Source organism: Rhizobium sp. P1_C7, assembly GCF_056406295.1.
In genome coordinates this window covers 82,157-101,550 of the sequence record NZ_JBFUAL010000008.1, presented here as the reverse complement: position 1 = coordinate 101,550, position 19,394 = coordinate 82,157, and the positions used below count along the sequence as shown (strand labels likewise).

Genomic DNA, 19,394 nt, shown 5'->3' with positions numbered 1-19,394 from the left:
AAACCCTAGGTCTAAAGTCCTGCCGGTCGCCTCAGGTCCAGCGTCAGCGGGAATTCCGGGGAGCCCGTTTCGGTGCGCGGACTGTAGCTGCCCGCCGTATGTCCCCACGGTTCGAATCGCGCCAGACGCCTTGCTTCCGCTTCGTTACCATTGACCGGGAAGGTGTCATAGGTACGCCCGCCCGGATGGGCAACGTGATACATGCAGCCTCCAATCGAACGCTTCGACCATGTATCATAAATATCGAAGGTCAGCGGTGTGCTGACCGGCAGAACCGGGTGCAATCCCGACGCCGGCTGCCAGGCCTTGAAGCGAACGCCGGCGACGGAAACGCCCGATGTGCCGGTCGGCGTCAACGGCACGGTGCGACCATTGCAGGTGACCGTATAGCGCGACGAGTTGCTGGTTTCGAGGCGGAGCTGCAGGCGCTCGACGGAGCTGTCGACATAACGCACGGTGCCGCCGATCGCGCCTTCCTCGCCCATGACGTGCCAGGGTTCCAGCGCCTGGCGCAGTTCGAGCTTCGAGCCCTCGTATTCGACCTCGCCGCAGAAGGGGAAGCGGAATTCGAGCTGTGCCTTGAACCATTCCGGGCTGAGATCGAAGCCGTTCTGCCGGAGATCGGCCAGCACGTCGAGGAAGTCCTGCCAGATGAAATGCGGCAGCATGAAGCGGTCGTGGAGCGAAGTTCCCCAGCGCACGAATGTGCCGTCTGCCGGATTGGTCCAGAAGCGGGCAACGAGGGCGCGGACGAGAAGCTGCTGGGCAAGCGACATGCGCGCGTTCGGCGGCATTTCGAAACCGCGGAATTCGACCAGGCCGAGACGGCCGGTCGGTCCATCGGGCGAAAACAGCTTGTCAATGCAGATCTCGGCGCGGTGGGTGTTGCCCGTGACGTCTATCAGGAGATTGCGGAACAGGCGGTCTGTCAGCCAGGGCAGCGGCGGCGCGCCCTGGCCAGGCGCCGGTACCTGCGCCATGGCGATTTCGAGCTCGTAAAGGCTGTCGTGACGAGCCTCGTCAATGCGGGGCGCCTGGCTTGTCGGGCCGATGAACATGCCGGAGAACATGTAGGACAGGGCCGGATGGCGTTGCCAGTGCAGGACCAGGCTCTTCAGCAGATCCGGGCGGCGCAGGAACGGGCTGTCGCCCGGGTTCGCACCGCCGACGACCACGTGGTTGCCGCCGCCGGTGCCAGTGTGGCGGCCGTCGATCATGAACTTGTCGGCGCCGAGGCGGGTCTGGCGCGCCTCCTCGTAGATCGTCGTGGTGATACCGACGCAATCCTGCCAGTTGGACGCGGGATGGATGTTGACCTCGATGACGCCAGGATCGGGAGCGACGCGGATGACGTTGATGCGCTCGTCCTGGGGCGGCGAGTAGCCTTCGATATGGACGGGGAGGCCAAGTTCGGCCGCAGCGTTTTCGGCGGCAGCAATCAGCTCGAGATAATCCTCGATCCGCTCGACCGGGGGCATGAAGACGCAGAGCCTGCCGTCGCGCGGTTCGACCGAAATCGCGGTGCGCACGGCGCCACCGATTTCGCCGACCGTCTGCTCGACACGGCTCTGGCTGCTGTCATCGCTCTGGCGGGACGCTTCCGGCATGGCGCGACCGGCGGGAACGAATACCTCGGGAAGCGGCTGGCGCGGGATCGACGGATCCGCCGTGTGGATATAGGGATATCGGGCCGGGGGGACATAGGGAAGCGTACCGAGTGGCAGGCGATAGCCGACCGGGCTGTCGCCGGGCACGAGGAAGATCTTGCCGCGACGCGTACGCCATTTCTCGCTGACCCAGCGGTGGCCCGCGGCCTTGGCGTTCCAGGCCTGAACCGGTAGAATGTAGCCTGTAGGGGCGGTCAACCCGCGTTCGAAGACGCGGGCGATGCGGCTGCGCTCTTCCGGGTCTTTCAGCTTCGAATTCGACGGATCGACGTTTTCAGGGAGGCTGCCTTCCTTGATGATCCATTCGGCCGGGTCCTCGTAGGCCGGCAGCACCATTTCGGGTTCGATCGCCAATTCCCTGGCAATGGCGTTGAGGAGGTTCGAAGCGTCTTCCGCCTTGACGCCGGTGTCCTTGCCTTCGCCGGCGATCAGCTCCGGGTTCTGCCAGATCGGCTTGCCGTCCTTGCGCCAGTACAGCGAAAAGGTCCAGCGGGGCAGGCTTTCGCCGGGATACCATTTTCCCTGGCCGTAGTGCAGGAAGCCGCCGGGAGCAAAGCGCTCGCGCAGCTTGCGGATCAGTTGATCGGCTTTCTCGCGCTTGGTCGGGCCGACGGCCTCGGTGTTCCATTCCTCGGACTCGAAATCGTCGATGGAGACGAAGGTCGGTTCGCCGCCCATCGTCAGGCGGACATCCTCGGCCGCGAGGATGCGATCGACCTTGGCGCCGAGCTCATTGAGTTCGTCCCAGCTGTCGTCGGAGAAAGGCTTGGTGATGCGCGGATGCTCGGCGACGCGCGACACCTTCATGTCGAAGTCGAATTCCGTATTGGCCTGGCCGAATAGCGCGCCCGAGATCGGCGCGGCGTTGCGGTAATGCGGGGTGGCGGCGAGCGGGATATGGCTTTCGCCGGTGAGAAGACCGGAGGTTGGGTCGAGGCCGATCCAGCCGGCGCCGGGCAGATAGACCTCGCACCAGGCATGCAGGTCGGTGAAGTCGACGTCGGTGCCAGAGGGGCCGTCGAGCGCCTTCAGGTCAGGCGTCAGCTGGATCAGATAGCCCGACACGAAGCGGGCGGCGAGCCCGAGGTTGCGCAGGATTTCGACCAGCAGCCAGCTCGAATCGCGACAGGAACCGAGAGCAAGCCGCAGCGTTTCCTCCGGCGTCTGGACGCCGGGCTCCATGCGGATGACGTACTCGATGTCCTGTTTCAGACGAGCGTTGAGGCCGACGATGAAATCGATAGTGCGCATCGGCGTGCGGTCGATGCCGGCGACGTAAGCTGCCAGCGCCGGCTCCATCGGCTGCGGCTGCATGTAGATCTTCAGATCGTCGCTGATGTCTTCTGGATAGGCGAACGGCCAGGTTTGGGCGTTCTCCTCGATGAAAAAGTCGAAGGGATTGTAGACCGTCATATCGGCAACGAGATCGACCGCGATCTTGAACTCGGTGACGGGGTCCGGAAACACGTAGCGGGCGAGATAGTTGCCGTAGGGATCCTGCTGCAGGTTCACGAAGTGATTGGACGGTGTGACCTTCAGCGAATGACTGATTACCCTGGTTTTCGAATGCGAGGCGGGTTTCAGGCGGATGACCTGGGGGCCGAGACGAACCGGCCTGTCATATTTGTAGTGCGTCAGATGATAGATGCTGGCTTTGATTGACATATCGTGCCTTATCCGGCGCCACGTCTTTGTGCGGCATTTGCTGTTCCCGAATGCAGTGTGTGCAATGCAGCGAAAGAATGCAAGGCGGAATGGTTAATGCCGCTAAGCGTTTAGACAGCGGTTGCGAACGTCACGGTCGCTTTGAGCCCTTTGCCGCCGACAGCCGGCTCAAGATCGAGTGCGGCGTTGAAGAGGCCCGCGATCTCTTCGACGATCGGCAAACCAAGCCCTGCGCCCGGCGCTCCGGACTGGTTGCCGCGGGAAAAGCGTTGGCGCACGGTGGCCAGTTTCTCCGGGGGAATTCCGGGGCCGTTGTCTTCGACTTCGAGGCAGACGGATCCGTCCGTGCGACGAATGCGGACCGTCACCTCGGCTCCCTTGCCGGCGTAGGCGATGGCGTTGCCGACAAGATTGCGCAGGAGTTCGCCGATCAAAAGCGGCTCTGCGCGGATGGTCTGCGGGCCGTTGCCTTCGAAGCCGAGATCGATGCCGGCGGCACCTGCGGCGGGAATGAGTTCGCCGGTGATGTCCTGCGCGATCGCTGTCAGATCGATCGACGAGGCCGTCAAGGCCTCCCTGGCCGCAGCCGCGTCGATCTTGGCCATCAGAAGCAGCTGGGCCAGAATTCTCTCGGCATGGGCGACGGCCTGATCGCCTTTCAGCGCAGAGCCCTGCGCCTCCGCGAGCGTGGCGGCCCGGGCGGACAGGGCAAGCTGGGTGCGGATAATCGCAAGCGGGGTGCGTAACTGGTGGCTGGCATTGCCTGTAAAATTCCGAAGCGCATCGAGCGCCGATTGCAGGCGCACCATGAAGCCGTTGACCGTATCGACCAGCGGCTGGACCTCGCTCGGAACGGACTGCTCGATCGGGTGCAGGTCGTCGGGGCTGCGTTCGCCGATGGCGTCGCGGAGCTCGTAGAGCGGGCGCAGCGCCACTGTCACGGATATCCAGACGATGGCCGCAGCACCTGCTATCATGAGGGAAAGACGCAGCGCCGAACGGACGAGGATCGCGCCAGCGAGATGGCGTCTGGCGATTGTCGTTTCGGCGACTGTCACGGTGAACGGGACGGAGCGGATGCCTGTGGAGGCCGAGCGCCTGAGCGTCGCGACGCGGATCGGTTCGTCGCGGAAGGTGTCGTCGGCAAAGGCTGCACTGTCGCCCCGCGTTTCCTTGAGAACCGGAAGCGCCTGATAGCCGGTGATGAATTCTCCTGGCGGCCCGTCGACGCGGTAAAAGACGCGGTCCTGTGCCGCCGAGGTCAGCATCTCCAAGGCGACATAGGGAATATCGACCTCCAGCGAGCCATCCTCTGCTACGACGACGCGTTCGGCAATCGCCAGAGCAGAGCCGGCGAGCACGCGGTCGGAGACGATGTTGGAGGTCTGCACCGCCTCGCGGTAGGTATCGGCCAGCGCCACCATGCCGATGATTGCGGTCGATATCAGCAGCCAGAACAGCAGCCTGCGTCGAAGCGAATAAGCCGCCGTCATGGAGCCTCTGGCAGCTTGTCAAGATAGTAGCCGATGCCGCGCGCCGTCTTCACCGTCAGCCCGTAGGGCGACAGACGCTTCCTCAGGCGGCTGACATATTGCTCGATGGCATTGGCCGAGATGTCGTCGTCGAAGGCGGTCAGAGATTGGATGATCGCATCCTTGGCGACGACCTTGCCGGCGCGCATGAACAGGATTTCGAGAAGGCCGAGCTCGCGGGCGGGGATATCGAGCGGCGTCGAGCCGGCGGAGAAGGCGCGCGATCTGAGATCGAGCGAGACGACGCCGAAGCTCACTGTTGCCGAGTGAAGGCCCGCTTGGCGGCGCAACAGCACCCGCACGCGCGCCTCGAATTCTGCAATGTCGAAGGGCTTTATCAGGTAGTCGTCGGCGCCGAGATCGAGCCCCTTCACACGCTCTTCCGGTGTGCCGCGGGCAGTGAGGATCAGCACCGCCGCCTGGTTCTTCCGGGCTCGCATGGCGCGCAGCACGTCGAGGCCGTCCAGCTCCGGAAGGTTGAGATCGAGCACGACGAGGTCGAATGCCTCGGCGGCTGTGACCGCATTTGCCGAAGCCCCGTCGTGGACGACATCGACGGCATGGCCGGTGCCGCGCAGAATGGCCGATAGCCCGTCGGCAAGCGCGATATTGTCCTCCACCAGTAGAATGCGCACGGATGTTCCCTTGATTTTCGAATAAGATTACAGCGCGGCGGAAACGCTGTCACCGTCCGTCATTCACCGAGGCAGCCTGCCGGGTCTCTACTGTTGCGCAATGGCCGCCATCAGCTTGTCGAAACGCGGGTCGGAGCGGATGTTGTCGAGATCGGAATCGTTGGTGAACCAGCCTAGCTGGTAGGACGAACTGTTCGGTACCAAACGCTCGAGGAGATAGATGGCGTGGTCGACGTCGCCGAGAACGGCGTGAACGCAAACTGCATTGTAGCGAGTGATGACATCGTTCGGATCCATGGCAAGTGCCCGCGTGATCCAGGATAGCGCGCGGCTCCGGTCGCCGAGTTGCGCATAGGCGAGCGCTGCGCGATGGACGGGTGCGGAATTGCCGGGATTCTGATCGGACGCCCGCTCGGAGCGGGCAATGCCTTCGAGTGCCCATTTTCGTCTCTCTTCCACGCGGCCGAGCGAGTGGCAGGCGGCGGCCAGCAAGATCGGGGAGACATAGTCGTCGACATAAAGGGATGCAGCGCGCTCGAAATAGACGATCGCCTGTTCGAACTGTCCCCGCTTGAAAAGCCGATGGGCAAAATGAAAATTCGCCTCGAAAAGATTGGGATCCAGTGCAAGTGCGCGCTGGAAATACGGATCGGCCTCTTCGTCCTGCCCACTGTGATGCAAGGCGATGGCCCGCGCCGCGTGGGCTTCGGCAAGGTCGGGGTCCAGCGTCAGCGCCTTGGCGCTCGTTTCGAGAATATCCTTGATCGGCAACTCAGCCGCATACCAGATGTGAAGGGCGGAATCGCAATCGGCAATACCCGCATAGGCGCGGGCATAGTCCGGGTCCAGTTCGATGGCTTTAGAGAACATCCGTCTCGCAAGGCTCAGGTAGGACATCGTCATCGAGCGGGCGAATTTTCGTCCCCGGAGGTAATAGGTATAGGCCTCGACATTGGATGTCGGCTCGGTTTCGATCGCCCGTATCTCTTCCGGCCTCAGCTTGATTTTCAGCTGGCCGACAATGGCGTGCGCAATTTCGTCCTGGATCGCGAAGATATCGGTCAGGTCCCGGTCGTAGCGATCGGCCCAGAGATGATCCTCATTGCCGGCGTCGATCATCTGCGCGCTGATCCTGACGCGGTCGCCCGATTTGCGGACGCTGCCCTGCAGAACGTAGCGTACCGACAGCTCGCGGGCGATCTGGCCGATCTTGGCGTGCCGACCCTTGTAGGTGAACGTGGTGTTGCGCGGCGTCACCAGAAGGCCTGAAACCTTCGATAGGTCGGTGATGATGTCTTCCGTCAGTCCGTCGGAGAAATACTCCTGATCGGGGTCGCCGCTCATGTTGGTGAAGGGCAGCACCACGATCGACTGCTGATCGGGAATGCCACCGCCGGCAGGCGATCCGGCTGTCTCGGCCGGCTGATCGAAACGCACGGCGTAGACGCGAATGGGGTGCTGGATGTTCTTCAGCGATTGTTGGCCGCGGTCCTCAAAATGCAGACCCAGCCGCGTGCCGATCTGATCGCAGACAGTCTGGGAAACGGCGATGCCGCCGGGTTCGGCGACCGCCTCCAGCCGTGCAGCAAGGTTCACGCCGTCACCGAAGATGTCGCCATTTTCGACAATGACGTCTCCCAGATTGATGCCGATCCGCAACTGGATGCGGCGTTCCTGCGCGACGTCCTCGTTTCGTTGCGCCATGCCTCGCTGGATTTCGACGGCACAGGCGACGGCATTGACGACACTTGCGAATTCCGCCAGCAGCCCATCGCCGAGAAGCTTCACCAACCGGCCGCTGTGCCTGATGATCGCAGGCTCGAGCAGTTCGCTGCGCTGACGATTGACGGCTGCCAGGGTTCCCGTTTCATCGACGCCCATCAGCCGGGAGTACCCGACGACGTCGGCGGCGAGTATGGCGGTCAGTCGTCGCTCCAATGCATCCTCCGCGATAGGTTTGATGAACACTACCGGTTTTGGCGGACTTTGTCCTGCGTCGCTGCTACGTCTTTGGAGGAGCGTGCGGCAATCGCGATGCTGCCTGCCGGTCTCTTGTGCCGCCCTTTGCGGTCATGCATTCTAGGCGAATGAGGAGACTGGTTTTACTTGCATTTCTGCTGGCCTGTCCGGGCATCGCGCTCGCGGACGAGGTGTTCTATCCGGCGCTCTCCGGCAACATAGCTGCGCCGGTGCTGGTCGTTTATTCGTCGCTCGACGAGCCGCTGGCGCAGCCGATGATCCGGGGGTTTCAGGATGCGAACCCTGATGTGGCGGTCAAGTACGAGGACATGCTCACCGGCGAGATCTATGACCGGATCGTCAGGGAGACCGATGCCGGCCAGCGAACGGCGGATTTTGCTTTTTCCTCGGCCATGGACCTGCAGGTGAAGCTCTCCAATGACGGCTACGCCCAGCCGAGCAACTTGCCGATGAGCGGACGATGGCCGAAATGGGCGAACTGGCGCAACACCGCCTATGCGCTGACCTTCGAACCTGCAGTCTTTGTCTACCACAAGCCGAGTTTCGTCAACGAACCACCGCCGAGTACGCGGGCCGAGTTCGTCGATTACCTGAAGCGCAAGGGCGATGCCGTACACGGGCGGATAGGCACCTACGACATCGAGCGGTCAGGTGTAGGCTTCCTGTTCATGGCACGGGACCAAGAGCAGTTCGGCGATATCTGGTCGGTCATCGGAGCGATGGGAGCGGCGGGCGTCAAACTCTATTCCACAAGCTCGGCCATTCTTGAACGCGTTGCCGACGGACGTTTCGTGCTGGGCTACAATATTCTCGGCTCCTACGCCGCCGATTGGGCGAAGCGGCACCCGGATGTCGGCATCGTGCTGCCGAAGGACTACACGGTGGTGATGTCGCGGATCGGACTTGTGCCGCAGGCGGCCGCCGATCCCGAGCTCGGGCGCCGCTACCTCTCGTTCTTCATGTCAAAGGAGGGGCAGACCATCATGGCTCGCGAATTGCAGATTCCCGCCGTCAGCCCTGAAGTGACCGGCGAGAATACGGCAAATACGATGCAGGAACTGCTGGGCGCGCAGCTGCGGCCGGTGCCGGTGAGCCCGGGCCTGATGGTCTATCTCGATCAGGTCAAGCGTGCGCGACTGATTGCCCACTGGAACGAGGTGTTGCGCACGCAGTAAACGGGAGCCGCAGCACGTCAGGGATATTTTCGACGGCCGGGAACCAATCTGGGCGATCGACGTTTCCTCTCCTCGCGCGCAGGAGCGCGCCTGATTGAGACAGGCTATTTCCGCATGAAAGTACTTATTGTCGAAGACGAGTTGCTGATTGCACTCGATCTCGAAACCATCGTTCAGGATCTTGGCTACGAGGTGATCGGTCCGGCACGCAACTTCGGTGAGGCCATGGAGCTTGCGAAGGAGGCCGAGGTGGCACTCGTGGACGTGCATCTAGCCGATGGTATCACGGGTCCTTCGATCGCTGAACGCTTGGCGGGTGGCTACGGAGTGACTGTGGTTTTCATGACCGGAAATCCGGAAATGGTTCGCGACAGCGAGAGCGCGGTGGGCGTCGTCTCGAAGCCGCATTGGCCGGCAAAGGTGTCCGAAGCCCTCGAATACGCCGCCGCGGTTCGGCGGGGTTATCCTTCGTCATCCTCGCGTTTTCTCACTCCCTTCGCCTCCTGAGCAAGGCCCGGCTCCCATGCAATCAGACGACGGACATCTGAGTGAAATGATGCAGGTCCGGAAATGCGATAACAATCGTTCGAAGCACCTCATCGAGGGAGGAGACCTGCGGTGACCCACGACTTCCAGGAGGATCTCGATACCGTCGCTTCCATCGACGTCATTCCGACGATCCTGCAAGTGATGCAGGCCACCACGCACATGGGCTTTGCCGCCGTCGCGCGCGTGACGCCGGACCGGTGGGTTGCCTGCGCGGTGCTCGACACGATCGATTTCGGCCTGCAGCCTGGCGGCGAACTCGCGGTCGAGACCACGATCTGTCACGAAATCCGTCAGCACCACAAGGCCGTCGCCATCGACGACGTCAGCCAGAGTTCGAGCTGGATCGGCCACCACACCCCGCTAAAGTATGGCTTCCAGAGCTATATCTCGGTTCCGATCTTTCTCGGCGACGGCTCGTTCTTCGGCACCTTGTGCGCGATCGATCCTAATCCGGCGCAGGTCGACAATCCCCGGGTCGTCACCACGACAAAGCTCTTCGCCGATCTCATTGCAAGGCACATCGACGCTCGCCGCCAGCTTATCGACCTCGAGCGGCGGCTTGGTGCTGAGCTCGAAACCTCGCAGCTGCGCGATCAGTTCATTGCCATCCTCGGCCACGATATCAAGAACCCGGTGGCTTCGATGGCCGCCGGCACGAGGCTGCTGCGCACTTCGGTCGTCGATCCAAAGGGCAAGGCTGTGCTGGGTCTCATGGAGCAGACGATCACACGTGTTTCAAACATCGTCGAAAACGTCATGGATTTCGCGCGGGGACTTGGCGGCGGCATGGTTCTGCGGCGTGAATTCACGTCGATCAACGATGCGCTCGAAGCGATCGTGGCCGAGTTTGCGCAGATCTATCCGGATCGCCGGATCGATAGGAATTTCGCGATCGACGGCGACCTATACGTCGACAGCGACCGCCTCGGTCAACTGTTTGCGAATCTGCTGTCGAACGCCATCGTTCACGGAGCCAAGGACGGTTGGATCCGCTCCGGTGCGCAGGTGAGGGATGGATCATTCGAGCTATGGGTTGCGAACTGTGGCATCCCGATTTCCCCGGACGTGATTACGGGTATCTTCCAGCCGTTCAAGCGACGCGGATTGCGCGAGGAAGGCCTCGGGCTCGGGCTCTACATCGCCTCGGAGATCGCGAAGGCGCACGGGGGAACGCTCTCGGTCGTCTCCGACGAGGGAGAAACACGCTTTACGTTTCAGCTCCCGGCTGTTGCAGTAAAAAGCCGAGCTGCCGCCGAGTAACCCGGCGACCTTTGCAGGATCCCCGTCTTAACGGCGATCAGCGGAAAAGGCACGGCCGCTGCGCGTTCGCAAGCAGCTCCTGTTTCGACGCAAACGATCCGAATAGGGTGAGCAGACGCTTCTCCTCTGTCTTGTCCAGCCGGTGACGTCGCGCGAAATCCCGCACGCTCCATACTTCCCGCAAGCGCTGATTGTCGATTGTCTGGATATCGAGATGGGAACTCATGGCGTCACCTCCCTCATACAAGCGCGTTAACGCCGGCGGCGCAAAAAAGTTCCCTCTAACGGTTGTGTTTTTGTGCGATCGCAGGCGACCCACTCCGGCAGACCAAATATGCGGCGCCAATCGCGGTAACAAGGTGTTGGAGAGACTGGATAACCGGTCGATGTCAGCTAAATGACAGCTTGTTATGGTCCGTTTCACATAACTTCTGATCCGTGGAGGCGGAGAGCGGAAGTCTCGGGAGGAATTTTCACTTGTTTATCGGACCTCGAGGTCCGTCTGCGGTGTCCTTCCCGATTCCATTGAGAACAACTGCGCGGTCCTCAGCCGCGCCACGGAGGACACATCATGAAGCACACTTTCCTTGCGACGATTTTTGCCGCTGCCATCGCACTGCCGGCGTATGCGGGCGACTACACCATCATGGCACCGGCGGCACCCGGCGGCGGCTGGGACCAGACGGCACGCTCGCTGCAGGCCGTCATGCAGAAGGAAGGCATCGGCGGCAACGTTCAGGTTCAGAACGTTCCCGGCGCCGGCGGCACCATCGGCCTGGCGCAGTTTGCCAGCCAGAACAGCGGCAATCAGAATGCGCTGATCGTCGGCGGCTATGTCATGGTCGGCGCGATCCTCACTAACCAGTCGCCCGTCACGCTGAAGGACGTCACGCCGATCGCCCGCCTTACCGGCGAATATGAAGCGATCGTCGTTCCGGCCGCTTCCGACATCAAGACGATGGGCGATCTCGTCGCCAAGCTGAAGCAGGACCCGGGTTCTGTCTCCTGGGGCGGTGGCTCGGCGGGCGGCACCGACCATATCGCGGTCGGCCTGATCGCCAAGGCTTCCGGCGTCGATCCGACGAAGATCAACTACGTCGCCTTCTCAGGCGGCGGCGAAGCGCTTGCAGCCATTCTCGGCGGACAGGTCACGGCCGGAATCTCGGGCTACGGCGAATTCGAATCGCAGGTGAAGGCCGGCCAGCTCCGCCTGCTCGCCGTCTCCAGCGACGCGCGCATCGACGGCGTCGACGCGCCGACGCTGAAGGAAGCCGGCGTCGACGTCAGCGTGCAGAACTGGCGCATGGTCGCCGCGGCTCCGGGCCTGACGCCGGAGCAGACGGCTGCCGTGACCGCAGATTTCGACAAGTTGTCCAAGTCCGCAAGCTGGCAGGAAATCCTGAAGACCAAGGGCTGGGCCGACACATACCTCGCCGGCGACGACTTCAAGGCTCAGCTTGAGAAGGATGTTTCGGCGACCGAAGCCATCCTCAAAGAGATCGGACTGGTTCAATGAGCCAGGGTAACGCACCCCTGGCAACGAAGCGCCGCCTCGATTGGGCGGCGCTGGTCATTGCCATCTGTCTCTTCGCCGTTGCTGCGGTGATGCTTTGGGATGCCATGCATCTCAAGACCATCGCGCAATATGCCCGCATCGGACCGGCCACCGCGCCCAAGGTCGTGGCCGTCGGGCTGATCGGTCTTGGCGTCTGGACGGTCTTCGAGGCCTTTCGCGGTGAGTTCCCGGAGCGGGAGCATCAGGAAATCGCTCCCGTCGTCTGGGTTATCGCAGGCCTTGCCGCGCAGATGCTGCTTCTGAAGACCGCCGGCTTCTCGATTGCGACGGGTATCCTCTTTGCGTTCACCGCACGCGGGTTCGGCCGTCGCAAGTTGTGGTTCTCGATCCCCTTCGGCATCGTCTTCAGCTTCGTCGTCTGGGCCATCTTCTCGCAGCTGCTGCAGCTCACCCTGCCTGCAGGGCCGCTTGAAAGACTCTTCTTCTAGGATTGGATGCGATGAGCACCTTTGAATTCCTCTTCCAGGGCATCCTGGTCGCCATGCAACCGATGAACCTGCTCTATGCCTTCGTCGGCGTCACCCTCGGTACCGCCGTCGGCGTCCTGCCGGGCATCGGTCCGGCGCTGACCGTGGCTCTTCTCCTGCCCGTTACCTACCAGCTCGATCCGGCCGGTTCGCTGATCATGTTTGCCGGCATCTATTACGGCGGCATGTATGGCGGCTCGACGACCTCGATCCTGCTCAACACACCGGGTGAAAGCGCCTCGATCGTCACCGCGCTCGAGGGTAACAAGATGGCGCGTGCTGGCCGCGGCGGTCCGGCGCTGGCAACGGCGGCGATCGGCTCCTTCGTGGCGGGTCTGATCGCGACGCTCGGGCTTGCCTTCATCGCGCCGTTCATCGTCAAGCTGGCGCTGGTCTTCGGGCCGCGCGAGTATTTCGCGCTGATGGTTCTCGCCTTCGTCACCGTCTCCTCGGCCTTCGGGGATTCGGCATTGCGCGGGCTCACCTCGCTGTTCATCGGCTTTGCGCTCGCCATGGTCGGCATCGACCAGCAGACGGGGCAGGCGCGGCTTTCCTTCGGCGTTCCCGATCTTCTCGACGGCGTCGAGGTGACCACTCTGGCGGTCGCCATGTTCGCAATAGGCGAGACGCTTTACATTGCCGCTCAGGGCCATCGCATCGAAGACAAGATCGAAGCGGTGAAAGGCTCGCTGTGGATGACATCGCAGGACTGGTCGCGCTCCTGGAAGCCCTGGCTGCGCGGCACGCTGATCGGCTTCCCGATCGGAGCGATGCCGGCGGGCGGCGCCGAAATCGGCACGTTCCTCTCCTATGCGACCGAGAAGCGGCTGGCGAAGAATCCCGAGGAGTTCGGCCACGGCGCCATCGAAGGCGTTGCCGGTCCGGAAGCGGCCAACAACGCTTCGGCTGCCGGCACGTTGGTGCCGCTGCTGACGCTCGGCCTGCCGACCACGGCGACGGCAGCGATCATGCTCGCCGGCTTCCAGCAGTACGGCCTGCAGCCCGGTCCGCTGCTGTTTGCCACCAATCCGCAGCTTGTCTGGGGCCTGATCGCCAGCCTGCTCATCGCCAATGCCATGCTGCTCGTACTCAACCTGCCGATGATCGGCCTCTGGGTACGTCTGCTGACGATCCCGAAGCCCTGGCTCTACGCCGGCATTTTGCTGTTCGCCACCCTCGGCACAATCGGCGCCAATCCGTCTGTGTTCGAGCTCGGCATGCTGCTCGCCTTCGGCATCCTCGGCTACATCATGCGCCTGTTCGGCTATCCGATCGCGCCTGCGGTCGTCGGGCTGATCCTCGGGCCGCTTGCCGAGCAACAGCTGCGCCGGGCGCTCGCGATCAGCCAGGGCGACATCACGACGCTGGTGATGTCGCCGATCGCCGCAGGCCTGCTGATCGTGGCCGCCGCAGCGTTCCTGATCCCGCTGGTCCTCAGAATCCGCGGTCGCGGCCAGGTTCTCTCGCAATTGGCGGCCAACGAAGACTAAAATAAAAAGACTATACCAACCCACAGCTTGCGGCCGGTGATGGAAACATCAGCCGGCCGTTTTCCGTCGGATGCGGTTTTTTGAAACCAGCGGTTGGTATCCAATTTATTCACTAATATATGAGAGGCATCGCTATCTCAGTCCGGTGAGGAGGAATGCTGCATTGGTCGTTGCGAGGGCATTCGGGAAGTCTTCCGCAGACACGAAAAAGCGGGAAATTGAGCGCCTGGCTGCGCTTGAACAGCTCGACTTCCTCGATACCCCCAGGGACGAAGGCTTCGAGCGAATCGTGCGGTTGATAAAGGCGATCTTCACGATCGACATAGGGCTCGTGTCTTTCATCGACGCGCATCGTCAATGGTACAAGGCTTGTTCGGGCCTTCCAGCCGACGAGGTTCCGAGCGAACATACGTTCTGCCGATACGTCGTCGACAACGAAGAACCGATCGTCGTGCAGGATGCCACGAAGGATCCGCGATTCGTCCAACATCCCGCCGTGACAGGCGACAGCCACATCCGATTCTACGCAGGCGTTCCGTTGAGAACAAAGGAGGGGCATATCGTTGGAACGGTATGCGCCATCGACCGCGCGCCGAGGTCGTTCGGGCCGAAGGATCTTGCCATCCTCGAGGAACTGGCGGGGGCCGCGATGGACCGGATCGAGTTGTTGCAGTCGGCAGCAACCGACAGCCTGACCGACGCGCTTACGCGGCGTGCCTTCAAGCAAGAGGCTGATCAACGCATCTCTTCGGCTCTGCGACACCAGCATAATCTGTCGTGCATCGTACTCGACATCGACCATTTCAAGAGCGTAAACGACACCTATGGCCATGCCGCGGGCGATGAGGTTCTGCGTGCGGTGGCAGCGACCTGCAAGGAGAGCCTCAGAGCCGATGATCTGTTCGGCCGCCTCGGGGGGGAGGAATTCTGTATCGTCCTCACGCATGTCGACCGCGAGGGCGCAACCGCTGTCGCCGAAAAGGCGAGGGCTGCAATTTCGTCTCAGCCGATCCGTGGCGACTACGGTTCGTTGAACGTGACAGCCAGTTTCGGCATTTCGGCACTCTCAATCGTCGCCAAGGACATCGAGACACTGCTCGCTCAGGCGGACGCCGCGATGTATCACGCCAAACACAATGGCCGCAATCAGTGCGTTTCGTGGAGTTCCATCCGCGCCGATCACATGGTGGGCTCCCGTCGGAGGGTTTTGAAGGCGGGTTCCATCATGTTCAACGATCGGCGCTCGACGATAGACTGCACCATCAAATCGATCGGCGCTGACAGTGCGGGCCTTTCCGTTTCGAATTCAGCCGGTATTCCTCCTGAGTTCGTTCTGTCCATCAAGGGCGAAGGCTTCGAAACGATGTGTCGGGTGATCGCGCAGGATCGACAAAACGTCGAAGTAGCGTTCAAGGTCTGACCCTATCGCCAGTAGCCGTTTCAGCGGTTCGCATGTTCTTGCATGGCAGGGCTGAATTTCCGTCGCTTGTCGTCCGGCACGCGCATGCACACATGCAAGCAGTCAATCATAAAGCAAGAGAGAAAGAAAATGTCCTTCCGTCAGGCTGTTCGCGACGGCTTCCTTGGTCGCGCCTTTGCGATGATCGCTTCTGCCAATGCCGTCAGTGCCACGATCGAATCCGGTCGTCGCCCGAAGCACCGCGATCTGCGCGAACTCGGCATAGACCCGAGCATGTTCGGCAAAATCAACCACTAACCTCGCGCCTGAACAGGCGCCATGGCCGGTGGTCTGTAGACCGCCAGATACGAAACAGCCCGCAACCGGATGGTCGCGGGCTTATTTTTGTCGGGAGGCGAGCCGCAGTCGGTGCTACGGCTTCACGAGGTCAGGACTGCAGCTGTTCCCGTGCCGCGGTATGTTCCTCTGCCTGTTCCTTCCGGTTGTGGCGGATGGAGGACCATAGTGAGATGCCGATCAGCGTTGCGCCTCCAAGGCCGGTGATGACCTCGGGAATGTGCACCATGGTCTGCACATACATGATCACCGAGAGGATCAGGATGGCATAGAAGGCGCCGTGCTCGAGATAGCGGTATTCGGCAAGCGTTCCCTTATCCACCAGCATGATCGTCATCGAGCGCACATACATGGCGCCGATGCCGAGGCCGATGGCGATGACGAAGAGGTTCTGCGTCAGTGCGAAGGCGCCGATGACGCCGTCGAAGGAGAAGCTGGCGTCCAGCACTTCGAGATAGATGAAGGCGCCGAGACCACCCTTGGTGGCAGCGCTCATCGTCTGCTGCGAGGCATCGAGCAGGCCGCCGACAACCTCGACAGCGAGGAAGGTCAGCAGGCCGTAGATGGCGCAGTGGACGAAAGTGGTGGCTTCTGCCGCTTCGAGGAATGAGGAGAAGATCAGCACGAGCGCCAGTACCAGCGCGATCTCGATACCCTTGATGGTGGCGGAGCGCGCCATCAGCTTTTCCAGACCGGCGATCCAGTGAACGTCCTTTTCGCGATTGAAGAAGTAGTTGAGGCCGACCATCATCAGGAAGGTGCCGCCGAAGGCTGCGATCGGAAGATGGGCGTCGTTCATGATGCGAGCGTATTCGGCCGGTTCGCGCGCTGCGAGGACGAGCGCTTCCCAGGGGCCGATCTTGGCTGCGATCGCGACGATTGCCAGCGGGAAGACGATGCGCATGCCGAAGACAGCGATAACGATGCCCCAGGTCAAGAACCGATGCTGCCATTCCGGCGTCATTTCCTTGAGCTTGTTGGCATTGACGATTGCGTTGTCGAAGGAGAGCGAAATCTCCAGCACAGCAAGGACCGTACACACGAAAAAGACGGTCGCCATGCCGCCGATCGTGCCTGTGGTCTGCCAGCCGAGGGCAGCACCCAGGATCAGGCCGAGGACGGTGACGATGAATGCCCAGCGGAAATAGCTGAGCGAAGATTTTTGGCTGGAGGTCCGGTTCATGGCCGCACCTCGCAGCCAGGGATGTTCGTCAAGTATTGGGATACGCAGGAGAAACGCGACATACCACAACGGGCATGCGCGTGAGGCATGGTGTGCTTTTTCATGGAAGAAAATCCGCCGGCTAATTTGCAGGCGGTACCGACATCACGAGAGCGCCGTAAAAACTCTCGCCAGAGGGGCCCGGCACCAGGTTGCCCGTCAACCGATGTCTGAGGCTGCGGGATGAGGCAAAGGTAGTGAACTTCCGCCACCAGTCAAGGCCGGGCCTTCACCCGCAGAGCGCTTTTCTTCGGAACCATCGACGTGCTCAGTCGTTGGGGGTCGGTTGAGTTGAAAAGGAGGCCGATAATGCACACTTCGACCCACGTTCCCGACAAACGCACCGAAGCGCCGGACCGAATGAAGAAGGCACGGCCGAACCGCATGAAAACGGCGCAGGTGATGCCGCCACATCATGTCGATCTGACGTTGCCGCCTGGCGTGCTTCACGATGTCCATGTCCCCGCCCATGTGAGCGGTGGAGACCTGTCGCGCGGCGGCCCCCAGCCTGCCGTCGACGAGGATGGAACGATTGCAAAGCCCAGCCGCTGACAGAGGCTGTCCACGTATTGGTGAGCGACAGACAGATGAAAACAGATTTCGTGCCGCAGGAGGTTTATTTGAAACACGAGAACGAGTGGCGGGCATTGCGCCAGGCCGCCGAAAGCCGGACCGATATCGGTCGGGCCGAGAGATCTGAGGGGATTCATTTCAATGCTGTGGACCTCAAGCCGGATGTCGAGCAGAGGATCTGACATCGAAGCCAAACCGAACGGTTGGCGTCTTGCGGTCGCCGCCCGGCTGTCAATTCGAGCGGTCACTAAAACCCTATGGTTTCCTCGAATTCATCCCAGGAACGGTAGACCGCATAGCGGCTGAAACCGGGTATGGCGAAGTGACCGAAGTAAGGGCTCAATTGAAATTCGGCGAATGTCTCGCTGCCCTGGCTGACCGCGCCGACATAGATCGCCGCGGCCAGACCGGTGCGGTTGGAGCCGTGTTCGCAATGGATGAGAAGCGGTTTAGGCGCGTTGGCCATCAGTTTGGCCAAGCGGGTTGCTTCTTCGACCGGCAGATCCTTCGATGAAGAGATCGGAAAATCGATCAGCGTTATGCCGTTCTTCGCCGCTGCCTGTACTTCCTCCTGATACCAGTCCGTCCGCGCTTCGTCGCGCAGGTTCAGGATCGCCTTGATGCCGTAGGTATTTGCGTAGGACTGGATGTCGGCCCCGCTCGGCTGTGCGGAGCGGTAGAGTTCACCGGGGATCACTTCGTGAAAATTGCCGAACAGCTGTTCAATTCCAGCATGCGCAAGGACCAGCAAAGTGGCTGCGCCGACCAGCCGGACTGGCCACTTCAGAAATGAAAAAGGTCCGAGCTTCATATTCTTGTCCGCAAAACCGCTTGCGCCTTGATTCTGACAGTGGGGCATCGGGGAACCACATGCCAGCGTTAAAAAACAAATGATCGTGATGCTTCCTTGCACGCCAAATGGCGCGATCGTGTGACGACCGGCTTCGTAAAATAAAACTTGCCGGTGGCAAACCGCGTTCGCCAACCTTTCCGAAAGGATTGCGCGGCGATAATCCGGCGCTCACGGGAACCGGACACATGGCCAAGACAGCGACACGCCGCCGCAAATCATCGACACGGGCAAAAGGCAGGGGAGGCGGCAGCGCTCTGCCCTGGGCGATCATCGGCGCCCTGGCCGTTGGCGGCATCGCGGTCTACGACAACTGGAAGAGCGTGAAGCCCATGCTGGCGGCGCATGCTCCCGCGCCCGCCGCCTCTCGCCCGGTTTCGGTCGCGAAAAGCGAACCGGCGCGCGATGCCGGGCCGAAACAGACTGCCTCGATATCCGCCGTCTCGCGCATGGTGCCTCCCGCAGCCGTGCCTATCCCGGCAAAGGCGCCGGCCCTGCCAGAAAAGGCCGTACCCGTTTCGATTTCGCCGGTACAGACGCGCGCTGCGAAGGCGGCATTCGGCTATTGCGGGCAGGGCGAGCATATCAACTGCGTCGCCGATGGCGGCACCTTCTGGTACAAGGGAGAGAAGATCGTCATTGCCGATATCGTCAGCCCGGGCATCGACGACGCGCGCTGCGACGGCGAAAGACGCGTCGGCTTCGCCGCCAAACTGCGGCTCTTGAACATCCTCAATGCCGGATCCTTCGCGATGAACCCGGCCGGGCAACCCGGCAAGGCTGGAGCGCCGCGCGTCGTCTCCCGCGACGGGCGGTCGATCGGCGTGCAGCTCATCGACGAAGGCCTCGCCCGCAAGCCGGGCAGCGGCGCCTGGTGCGCCTGATCAGGCGCCCGGATATAGCGGGCAGCATCGCGAACGGAAGCGATAGCGGCAATTTCCAAGCTGCGTGGATTTAGGGGAAATCTCGTTTCGTTTGGCTGAGAACATCGGATCGC

General features: G+C 61.7%; 18 protein-coding genes. 11 read left to right on the top strand and 7 right to left on the bottom strand.

Annotated elements, in window-relative coordinates:
• Nucleotides 1-11 precede the first annotated feature (11 nt).
• From AC1D2R_RS14540 to AC1D2R_RS14525, 4 genes are all read right to left on the bottom strand, one after another.
• Nucleotides 12-3,332, bottom strand: a complete 3,321-nt coding sequence (locus AC1D2R_RS14540) for a transglutaminase family protein (protein ID WP_477967971.1) — start codon at nucleotides 3,330-3,332, stop codon at nucleotides 12-14.
• 110 nt (nucleotides 3,333-3,442) lie between these two features.
• Entirely contained in the window at nucleotides 3,443-4,825 is a 1,383-nt protein-coding gene (locus AC1D2R_RS14535) for a sensor histidine kinase (protein WP_477967970.1), read from the bottom strand.
• Nucleotides 4,822-5,499 carry a response regulator gene (locus AC1D2R_RS14530; protein ID WP_477967969.1) on the bottom strand — a complete coding sequence of 226 codons (678 nt, stop codon included), beginning with the start codon at nucleotides 5,497-5,499 and terminating at the stop codon, nucleotides 4,822-4,824. Before AC1D2R_RS14530 ends, AC1D2R_RS14535 begins: the two co-directional genes overlap by 4 nt.
• An 87-nt stretch (nucleotides 5,500-5,586) precedes the next feature.
• Nucleotides 5,587-7,437: a TPR end-of-group domain-containing protein gene (locus AC1D2R_RS14525; protein WP_477967968.1), complete on the bottom strand. Its 1,851-nt coding sequence runs from the start codon at nucleotides 7,435-7,437 to the stop codon at nucleotides 5,587-5,589.
• Nucleotides 7,438-7,586: 149 nt separating this feature from the next.
• On the opposite strand from AC1D2R_RS14525, the gene AC1D2R_RS14520 reads away from it, so the two are divergent.
• The 3 genes from AC1D2R_RS14520 to AC1D2R_RS14510 all read left to right on the top strand — a co-directional run bounded on the left by AC1D2R_RS14520 (nucleotide 7,587) and on the right by AC1D2R_RS14510 (nucleotide 10,463).
• Complete coding sequence (locus AC1D2R_RS14520; protein ID WP_477967967.1) at nucleotides 7,587-8,654, top strand: ABC transporter substrate-binding protein; 1,068 nt, start codon at nucleotides 7,587-7,589, stop codon at nucleotides 8,652-8,654.
• A gap of 114 nt (nucleotides 8,655-8,768) precedes the next feature.
• Complete coding sequence (locus AC1D2R_RS14515) at nucleotides 8,769-9,161, top strand: response regulator (RefSeq protein WP_477967966.1); 393 nt, start codon at nucleotides 8,769-8,771, stop codon at nucleotides 9,159-9,161.
• A gap of 111 nt (nucleotides 9,162-9,272) precedes the next feature.
• Complete coding sequence (locus AC1D2R_RS14510; RefSeq protein ID WP_477967965.1) at nucleotides 9,273-10,463, top strand: GAF domain-containing sensor histidine kinase; 1,191 nt, start codon at nucleotides 9,273-9,275, stop codon at nucleotides 10,461-10,463.
• 37 nt (nucleotides 10,464-10,500) lie between these two features.
• Here the strand turns inward: AC1D2R_RS14510 and AC1D2R_RS14505 are convergent, their stop codons facing one another.
• Nucleotides 10,501-10,689, bottom strand: coding sequence for a hypothetical protein (locus AC1D2R_RS14505; protein WP_477967964.1), 189 nt, complete (start codon nucleotides 10,687-10,689; stop codon nucleotides 10,501-10,503).
• A 345-nt stretch (nucleotides 10,690-11,034) separates the two neighbouring features.
• Here AC1D2R_RS14505 and AC1D2R_RS14500 point away from each other — a divergent pair, with 345 nt between their 5' ends.
• The 5 genes from AC1D2R_RS14500 to AC1D2R_RS14480 all read left to right on the top strand — a co-directional run bounded on the left by AC1D2R_RS14500 (nucleotide 11,035) and on the right by AC1D2R_RS14480 (nucleotide 15,713).
• A complete protein-coding gene (locus AC1D2R_RS14500) occupies nucleotides 11,035-11,979 on the top strand; it encodes a Bug family tripartite tricarboxylate transporter substrate binding protein (RefSeq protein WP_477967963.1) in 945 nt (314 codons plus the stop codon).
• Nucleotides 11,976-12,467: a tripartite tricarboxylate transporter TctB family protein gene (locus AC1D2R_RS14495; protein ID WP_477967962.1), complete on the top strand. Its 492-nt coding sequence runs from the start codon at nucleotides 11,976-11,978 to the stop codon at nucleotides 12,465-12,467. Before AC1D2R_RS14500 ends, AC1D2R_RS14495 begins: the two co-directional genes overlap by 4 nt.
• A gap of 11 nt (nucleotides 12,468-12,478) precedes the next feature.
• On the top strand, nucleotides 12,479-13,996 hold the full coding sequence (locus AC1D2R_RS14490) for a tripartite tricarboxylate transporter permease (protein ID WP_477967961.1): 1,518 nt from the start codon (nucleotides 12,479-12,481) through the stop codon (nucleotides 13,994-13,996).
• A gap of 163 nt (nucleotides 13,997-14,159) precedes the next feature.
• Nucleotides 14,160-15,416 (top strand): sensor domain-containing diguanylate cyclase, encoded by a 1,257-nt coding sequence (locus AC1D2R_RS14485; RefSeq protein ID WP_477967960.1) that lies wholly within the window; start codon nucleotides 14,160-14,162, stop codon nucleotides 15,414-15,416.
• A 129-nt stretch (nucleotides 15,417-15,545) separates the two neighbouring features.
• Entirely contained in the window at nucleotides 15,546-15,713 is a 168-nt protein-coding gene (locus AC1D2R_RS14480) for a hypothetical protein (RefSeq protein ID WP_477967959.1), read from the top strand.
• A 130-nt stretch (nucleotides 15,714-15,843) separates the two neighbouring features.
• On the opposite strand, the gene AC1D2R_RS14475 is transcribed toward AC1D2R_RS14480, so the two are convergent.
• Entirely contained in the window at nucleotides 15,844-16,935 is a 1,092-nt protein-coding gene (locus AC1D2R_RS14475; RefSeq protein ID WP_477967958.1) for a DUF475 domain-containing protein, read from the bottom strand.
• Nucleotides 16,936-17,283: 348 nt separating this feature from the next.
• Between AC1D2R_RS14475 and AC1D2R_RS14470 the strand changes: the two genes are divergently transcribed.
• Both AC1D2R_RS14470 and AC1D2R_RS14465 read left to right on the top strand, forming a co-directional pair.
• A complete protein-coding gene (locus AC1D2R_RS14470; RefSeq protein WP_477967957.1) occupies nucleotides 17,284-17,526 on the top strand; it encodes a hypothetical protein in 243 nt (80 codons plus the stop codon).
• Between the two features lie 68 nt (nucleotides 17,527-17,594).
• The gene (locus AC1D2R_RS14465; protein ID WP_477967956.1) at nucleotides 17,595-17,729 is read left to right on the top strand and encodes a hypothetical protein; all 135 of its coding nucleotides are present in this window, start codon (nucleotides 17,595-17,597) and stop codon (nucleotides 17,727-17,729) included.
• A 65-nt stretch (nucleotides 17,730-17,794) separates the two neighbouring features.
• Here the strand turns inward: AC1D2R_RS14465 and AC1D2R_RS14460 are convergent, their stop codons facing one another.
• Complete coding sequence (locus AC1D2R_RS14460) at nucleotides 17,795-18,358, bottom strand: dual specificity protein phosphatase family protein (RefSeq protein WP_477968129.1); 564 nt, start codon at nucleotides 18,356-18,358, stop codon at nucleotides 17,795-17,797.
• 227 nt (nucleotides 18,359-18,585) lie between these two features.
• Between AC1D2R_RS14460 and AC1D2R_RS14455 the strand changes: the two genes are divergently transcribed.
• Nucleotides 18,586-19,281 (top strand): hypothetical protein, encoded by a 696-nt coding sequence (locus AC1D2R_RS14455; RefSeq protein ID WP_477967955.1) that lies wholly within the window; start codon nucleotides 18,586-18,588, stop codon nucleotides 19,279-19,281.
• Nucleotides 19,282-19,394: the final 113 nt, after the last annotated feature.

Bases quoted from the DNA above. Each gene is read 5' to 3' on its own strand.
- AC1D2R_RS14500 (WP_477967963.1), top strand. From the start codon at position 11,035: ATGAAGCACACTTTCCTTGCGACGATTTTTGCCGCTGCCATCGCACTG.
- AC1D2R_RS14475 (WP_477967958.1), bottom strand. From the start codon at position 16,935: ATGAACCGGACCTCCAGCCAAAAATCTTCGCTCAGCTATTTCCGCTGG.
- AC1D2R_RS14460 (WP_477968129.1), bottom strand. From the start codon at position 18,358: ATGAAGCTCGGACCTTTTTCATTTCTGAAGTGGCCAGTCCGGCTGGTC.
- AC1D2R_RS14490 (WP_477967961.1), top strand. From the start codon at position 12,479: ATGAGCACCTTTGAATTCCTCTTCCAGGGCATCCTGGTCGCCATGCAA.
- AC1D2R_RS14470 (WP_477967957.1), top strand. From the start codon at position 17,284: ATGCACACTTCGACCCACGTTCCCGACAAACGCACCGAAGCGCCGGAC.
- AC1D2R_RS14505 (WP_477967964.1), bottom strand. From the start codon at position 10,689: ATGAGTTCCCATCTCGATATCCAGACAATCGACAATCAGCGCTTGCGG.
- AC1D2R_RS14495 (WP_477967962.1), top strand. From the start codon at position 11,976: ATGAGCCAGGGTAACGCACCCCTGGCAACGAAGCGCCGCCTCGATTGG.
- AC1D2R_RS14520 (WP_477967967.1), top strand. From the start codon at position 7,587: ATGAGGAGACTGGTTTTACTTGCATTTCTGCTGGCCTGTCCGGGCATC.
- AC1D2R_RS14455 (WP_477967955.1), top strand. From the start codon at position 18,586: ATGGCCAAGACAGCGACACGCCGCCGCAAATCATCGACACGGGCAAAA.
- AC1D2R_RS14480 (WP_477967959.1), top strand. From the start codon at position 15,546: ATGTCCTTCCGTCAGGCTGTTCGCGACGGCTTCCTTGGTCGCGCCTTT.
- AC1D2R_RS14535 (WP_477967970.1), bottom strand. From the start codon at position 4,825: ATGACGGCGGCTTATTCGCTTCGACGCAGGCTGCTGTTCTGGCTGCTG.
- AC1D2R_RS14540 (WP_477967971.1), bottom strand. From the start codon at position 3,332: ATGTCAATCAAAGCCAGCATCTATCATCTGACGCACTACAAATATGAC.
- AC1D2R_RS14515 (WP_477967966.1), top strand. From the start codon at position 8,769: ATGAAAGTACTTATTGTCGAAGACGAGTTGCTGATTGCACTCGATCTC.